We start from the raw sequence: 6,271 nt of genomic DNA on the forward strand, positions 1-6,271 counted from the left end.
GGCGCCGGTCGGCTGCGCGCCTTCCGCGATGGACGGCGCGGCGGGCGCGGCCGCCGTCGCAGGCGCGGGCGGCGTCGCCGGCGCGGAGCCCGCCGCGGTCGCGCCGGTGTCGCTCGCGCAGGCGTCCATCGCGGCCAGTGCCGCGGCGCCGATGCTCAACGCAGCCGCGACGTGGGCGAGACGATGCAGGCGGTTACTGCGCACGGCTCGCCTCGCCGTCGCGTGCGGTACCGTTCCACGGCGCGATCCTGAACAGCAGCAGCATGCCGGGAATCGCGAGCGCGGTACACACGATGAAGTAGTCGAACCAGCCGATCTTCGCGACGATGAAGCCGCTCGCGGCCGACGCGAGCGTGCGCGGCACCGACGCGAGGCTCGTGAACAGCGCGAACTGCGTGGCCGTATAGCGCGGGTCGGTCGTGCTCGCGATATAGGCGACGAACGCGGCCATCGTCAGGCCGGTCGTGAAGGTCTCGAAGCCGTAGACGATCGCGAGCGCGACCGTCATCGGGCTGAATTGCGGCGTGACGGCGATGCCGAACACCGACAGCGCGGACGCGATCGCGTGACTCGTCGACACGGTGAAGTCGTACAGCATCGCGAGCACCGGCGAGCCGGGGCCGAGCTGCGCGAGCCACGCGAAGCCGAGCGTCGACACCAGCTGCAGCGCGCCGAAGATCCACAGCCCGCGGCCGATGCCGATCTTCACGAGCCAGATGCCGCCGATGATGCCGCCCAGCACGCTCGCGACGAGCGCGGTGGTTTTCGCGACGATGCCGATCTCGGTGCGCGTGAAGCCGATGTCGAGGAAGAACGACGTCGACAGCGTGGTGGCCATCGTGTCGCCGATCTTGTACAGGAAGATGAACGCGATGACGAGCAGCGCGCCGGCCCAGCCGTCGCGCTGGATGAATTCGCGGAACGGCAGCACGATCGCGTCGCGCAGGTTGCGCGGCGGCGCGCCGACCACTTCCGGCTCGCGCACGACGAGCGTCATCAGGATGCCCGGCAGCATGAACGCGCCGGTGATCGCGAACACGGCGTCCCACGGCATGTGGTCGGACAGGATCAGCGCCAGCGAGCCGGGGATCAGCGCGGCGAGCTTGTACGCGTTCACGTGCACCGCGTTGCCGAGGCCCTGCTCGGTGTCGCGCAGCAGCTCGCGGCGGTACGCGTCGATCACGATGTCGGCGCTCGCGCCGAAGAACGCGACGAGCGTGGTGAGCGCGGCGACCGTCCAGATCGAGTCGCGCGGCGACACGAAGCCGAGCGCGGCGATCGCGCCCGCGACCAGCAGCTGCGTGAGCAGCAGCCAGCCGCGCCGGCGGCCCGGCCGCCAGCCGGGCAGGCGCGGGATGTAGCGGTCCATCAGCGGCGCCCACAGGAACTTCCACGTATACGGGAACTGGATCAGCGCGAACAGGCCGATTTCCTTCAGGTTCACGCCTTCGGAGCGCAGCCATGCCTGCACGAGGTAGACGAGCGTGAAGAGGGGCAGACCCGACGTGAAGCCCAGGAACACGCAGATCAGCATGTGCGTGTTCAGATAGGCTCGCCAGCCGGGGTGATCCTCGTGAGCGGTGAGTGCGGGCGCCTCGTGTGGCGTTTTCGACATGGACTGGAACTGGGTAGCGTTGACTGATGGCGGCGGCAGCGCAGGCGGCGCGAGCGGCGCACGAGGGGCGACCGCTCGCGCGTGCGGACCGGAGCTTCCGTCAACGGCCCCCCGGCTCAGCTGCGCTTGACGCGGTAGACAGCAAGACTACCACGCCAGTTCGCTCCCCATCGAATCGGCTGGCCTTCGTGCAGCACGATGCGGTCGAGAATCGTGACGCCGACCTCGGGCGCGAGTGCCTCGAAATCCTTGATCGTCAGCACCCGCACGTTCGGCGTGTTGTGCCACTGGTAAGGCAGCGACTTCGACACCGGCATGCGGCCGCGCAGCACCGACAGCCGGTGCGCCCAGTAGCCGAAGTTCGGGAACGACACGATGCATTCGCGCCCGACCCGCGCGGTTTCGCGCAGGATCGCGGCGGTCTGGTGAATCGTCTGCAGAGTCTGCGACAGGATCGCGATGTCGAAGCTGTGGTCCTCGAACAGGCGCAGGCCGTCCTCGAGGTTCTGCTGGATCACGTTGATGCCGTTCTTCGTGCTCGCGAGCACGCCCGCGTCGTTCAGCTCGATCCCGTAGCCGGTGACGTCCAGCTCTTCCATCAGCAGCGACAGCAGCGAGCCGTCGCCGCAGCCGAGGTCGAGCACGGTCGCACGCGGCTCGACCCAGCGCGCGATCGCGCGGAAGTCCGCGCGCGCGGACAGGGAATTCAGCGCTTGCTGGTTCATGCTCCTACCTCGTTGGCGATTCGTTCGTAATACGCGCGGATCAGGTTGTGATAACGCGCATCGTCGAGCAGGAACGCATCGTGGCCGTGCGGCGCATCGATTTCCGCGTAGCTGACCGTGCGCTTGTTGTCGAGCAGCGCCTTCACGATCTCGCGCGAGCGCGCGGGCGCGAAGCGCCAGTCGGTCGAGAAGCTCGCGATCAGGTACTTCGCCTGCGTGTGCGCGAGCGCGGCCGTCAGGTTGCCGTCGAACGCCTTCGCCGGATCGAAGTAGTCGAGCGCGCGCGTGATCAGCAGGTAGGTGTTCGCGTCGAAGTAGTCGGCGAACTTGTCGCCCTGGTAGCGCAGGTACGACTCGACCTCGAACTCGACGTCGAAGCTGAAGTTGTACGCGTCGAGCGCGCCGTCGGCGCGGCGCAGCGCCCGGCCGAATTTCTCGGCCATGTCGTCGTCGGACAGGTACGTGATGTGGCCGATCATCCGCGCGACGCGCAGGCCGCGCTTCGGCTTCACGCCGTGCGCGTAGTAGTCGCCGCCGTGGAAATCGGGATCGGACAGGATCGCCGAGCGCGCGACCTCGTTGAATGCGATGTTCTGCGCGGACAGCTTCGGCGTCGACGCGATGTCGATGCAGTGCGCGACGCGTTCCGGATACATCAGGCTCCACGCGAGCGCCTGCATGCCGCCGAGGCTGCCGCCCATCACCGCGGCGAAGCGCTCGATGCCGAATGCGTCGGCGACGCGCGCTTGCGCATGCACCCAGTCCTCGACGGTGACCACCGGGAACTTCGCGCCGTACGGCTTGCCGGTCGACGGATCGATGCTCATCGGTCCGGTCGAGCCGAAACACGAGCCGAGGTTGTTCACGCCGATCACGAAGAAGCGGTTGGTGTCGAGCGGCTTGCCCGGGCCGACCATGTTGTCCCACCAGCCGGTGCTGCGCGGATCGTCCGCGTAGACGCCGGCGACGTGGTGCGACGCGTTGAGCGCGTGGCAGACGAGCACCGCGTTCGAGCGCGCGGCGTTGAGCTCGCCGTACGTCTCGACGACGAGCTGATAGTTGCCGATCACGCTGCCGCTTTGCAAGCGCAGCGGTTCGGCGAAGTGCATGGTCTGTGGAGCGACGATGCCGATCGATTCCATTCGTTCCGCCTTATGACTGGGCGGCTAAATGGTGTCGGCGATGCGCGGAGGCGAAGGTGCGCGGCTGACGACCTCTTTAGCCGCATTTGTAGTGAACCGCCAGGGCGAACGCACAGCCACGCCCTGGCCGGTTCGCGCGCCCGCAATCGAGTCAGCAAATCGGCGCGCTTCCGACCTGCCGCCCGTGGGGCGACAGTCGGCAAAGTATAGCGGAAATTGCGAGGCCCGGATTCGGGCGCATGGCGGGGCGCGCCGTCATGCGTCGGTCACTGCAGGATCAGCCGCAGATGCGCATCGGCCTGCTCGCCCGGCGGCTTCTGGAACCCGCCTTTCGCGAACCGATGCCACCGGCCGATCACGTAGCTGACGAGCAGGCTCGCGCGGGCGCCGGGATCGTAGTCGGCGGGCAGCACGAACGGCGTCGCGCCGTCCTGCGGCGCATTCGCCTCGGTACGCGCGACGCGCAGGCATTGCTTGACGGTCGCCTCGATCCGGTCGAGCAGCTGGTTCACGCGCTCGGTGAGCCGCTCGTCCTCGCCGACCAGCGCCTCGCCGGTCAGCACGCGCGTCATGCCGGGGTTCTTCGCGGCGAAATTGAGCATCGTCAACGCGATCGTGCGGGCCTGCAGCACGCCGTTCGGCTCTTTCGCGACGATCTGGTTGACGAGCCCGAACAGCGCCTGTTCGATGAACTCGATCAACCCTTCGTACATCTTCGCCTTGCTGGTGAAGTGCCGATACAGCGCGGCCTCCGACACGTCGAGCCGGGCCGCGAGCGCGGCGGTGGTGATTTTCTCGGGTTTCGGGGCCTCGAGCATCGCCGCGAGCGTCTGCAGGATCATGACGCGGCGCTCGCCTGGCTTCGGGCGCGGGCGCGAGGGTGTGGCCTGGCCTTCCGTTACGGCTTGGTCCTGCGGGTAAGTCGGCTGCATTTTTGTCGCCCCGATCGTGTGCCCAGTCGCAGCGATTTTAACGAACGAATGCGCTGGTCGACATAATGCGGACGTCCGGTCGCCGGCAGATGGCCGGGCAAGTGGCCGGTGATCCATATCGTGCCGATGCCCAGACGCTTGTAGCGTTTCAGGTGGCCGCGCGTATCCTCGACGAGGATCGCGTCGGCGAGCCGTGCGTGCGCGGCGCGCAGCGTCCGGCGCAGCATCGTGTGATCGGGCTTCGCGCGCCACGTGCGGCGGTCGCGCATGTGCTCGATCGCGATCACGCGCTCGAACAGCCGCTCGATGCCCAGCTCGCGCAGCACCGCGCGCGCATAGTTTTCCGGCGCGTTGGTCAGGATCAGCTTGCGGCCCGGCAGCGCGGCGACGATCCGCGCGAGGCCACGCTCGGCCCGCACCATCGCGGGCAGGTCGGAAAACGTGTGGACCACGCGCAGGAAATCGTGCGGGTCGATCGGGTGATGGCGCGTGAGACCGAGCAGCGCGGCGCCGTAGCGCTCGGTGTAGCCGGTGCGCAGGCGGTCGGCTTCGGCGCGCCCGACCTGCAGCGCGTCGATGATGTATTGCGTCATCGCACGGTTGATCTCGGGAAAGATCGCATGCGATGCGTGGTGCAGCGTGTTGTCCAGATCGAACAACCAGACCGGCGCGCCGGCGCGCGGCCGGCTGCGCGAGATGCGCCGGCGCCGCAGCGGGGCCGGCAGGTCGGGGCGGGCAGGCGGGCGGCGCGCGCTCAATGCGAGCGGATCATCGTGCCGAACGGCTGCTCGGTCAGGATTTCCAGCAGCACCGAATGCTCGATCCGGCCGTCGACGATGTGCACCGACTTCACGCCGCTCTTCGCGGCGTCGAGCGCCGACGAGATCTTCGGCAGCATGCCGCCGGAGATCGTGCCGTCCTCGAACAGCGCGTCGATCTCGCGGGCGGACAGATCGGTCAGCAGGTTGCCGTCCTTGTCCATCACGCCCGGGATGTTGGTCATCATCAGCAGTTTCTCGGCGTTCAGCACCGTGGCCAGCTTGCCCGCGACCAGATCCGCGTTGATGTTGTACGACAGGCCGTCTTCACCGAAGCCGATCGGCGAGATCACCGGGATGAACGCGTCGTCCTGCAGCGCCTTCACGACCGCCGGATTGATCGCCTCGACTTCGCCGACCTGGCCGATATCGATGTACTGGCCCGGGTTGTCGCGGTCCGGCATCAGCAGCTTGCGCGCGTGGATCAGGCCGCCGTCCTTGCCCGTCAGGCCCACCGCGTGGCCGCCGAAGTGGTTGATCAGCATCACGATGTCCTGCTGCACTTCGCCGCCCAGCACCCATTCGACGACTTCCATCGTCTCTTCGTCGGTGACGCGCATGCCCTGGATGAAGGTGCCGGCCTTGCCGATCTTCTTCAGCGCGTGATCGATCTGCGGACCGCCGCCGTGGACGATCACCGGATTGATGCCGACCAGTTTCAGCAGGATCACGTCGCGCGCGAAGCCTTGCTTGAGCCGCTCTTCCGTCATCGCGTTGCCGCCGTATTTGATGACCACGGTCTTGCCGTGGTAACGACGGATGTACGGCAGCGCCTCCGCGAGGATTTCTGCTTTCAGCGTGGGGGCGATCTGCGAGAGGTCGATGGGCTCGGACATGGCGGCGGCTCTGGCTGGGAACGGTTGAAACAGGCCGAATTGTACAGGAGTGGCGCAGCGCAGCATCGGGTTTTTGGGCCGATCGGAACACCGGCGGCGCGCCGCGGCATCGCACGCGGCGGCCCGCCGGCTATGGCGCGGCGCGATTCGGGCGGCGCCGCGCGGGCGGCACCGGCGGGCTGGCGCGCGCGCGTTTGCGGTGG

General features: G+C 67.9%; 6 protein-coding genes and 1 pseudogene. All 7 read right to left on the minus strand.

The features are described from left to right. Nucleotides 1-204, minus strand: a pseudogene (locus tag MMB92_RS34840) (M48 family peptidase); the annotation flags it as partial. Then, nucleotides 194-1,615, minus strand: coding sequence for an AmpG family muropeptide MFS transporter (locus MMB92_RS34845; protein WP_006484646.1), 1,422 nt, complete (start codon nt 1,613-1,615; stop codon nt 194-196). The gene MMB92_RS34845 and the pseudogene MMB92_RS34840, both read right to left, overlap by 11 nt. Before the next feature lie 116 nt (nt 1,616-1,731). Further along, a complete protein-coding gene (gene metW, locus MMB92_RS34850; RefSeq protein ID WP_006484645.1) occupies nt 1,732-2,340 on the minus strand; it encodes a methionine biosynthesis protein MetW in 609 nt (202 codons plus the stop codon). After that, nucleotides 2,337-3,482: a homoserine O-acetyltransferase gene (locus MMB92_RS34855; protein ID WP_006484643.1), complete on the minus strand. Its 1,146-nt coding sequence runs from the start codon at nt 3,480-3,482 to the stop codon at nt 2,337-2,339. The genes metW and MMB92_RS34855 overlap by 4 nt, the downstream gene beginning before the upstream one ends. Before the next feature lie 266 nt (nt 3,483-3,748). Next, complete coding sequence (gene slmA, locus MMB92_RS34860; protein WP_012492337.1) at nt 3,749-4,414, minus strand: nucleoid occlusion factor SlmA; 666 nt, start codon at nt 4,412-4,414, stop codon at nt 3,749-3,751. Then, nucleotides 4,381-5,172 (minus strand): pyrimidine 5'-nucleotidase, encoded by a 792-nt coding sequence (locus MMB92_RS34865; RefSeq protein WP_006495545.1) that lies wholly within the window; start codon nt 5,170-5,172, stop codon nt 4,381-4,383. The genes slmA and MMB92_RS34865 overlap by 34 nt, the downstream gene beginning before the upstream one ends. Then, nucleotides 5,169-6,068 (minus strand): acetylglutamate kinase, encoded by a 900-nt coding sequence (argB, locus tag MMB92_RS34870; protein ID WP_006490510.1) that lies wholly within the window; start codon nt 6,066-6,068, stop codon nt 5,169-5,171. The genes MMB92_RS34865 and argB overlap by 4 nt, the downstream gene beginning before the upstream one ends. Between the last annotated feature and the right edge of the window lie 203 nt (nt 6,069-6,271).

Source organism: Burkholderia sp. IO2, assembly GCF_029522185.1.
Taxonomy (GTDB): Bacteria; Pseudomonadota; Gammaproteobacteria; order Burkholderiales; family Burkholderiaceae; genus Burkholderia; species Burkholderia cenocepacia.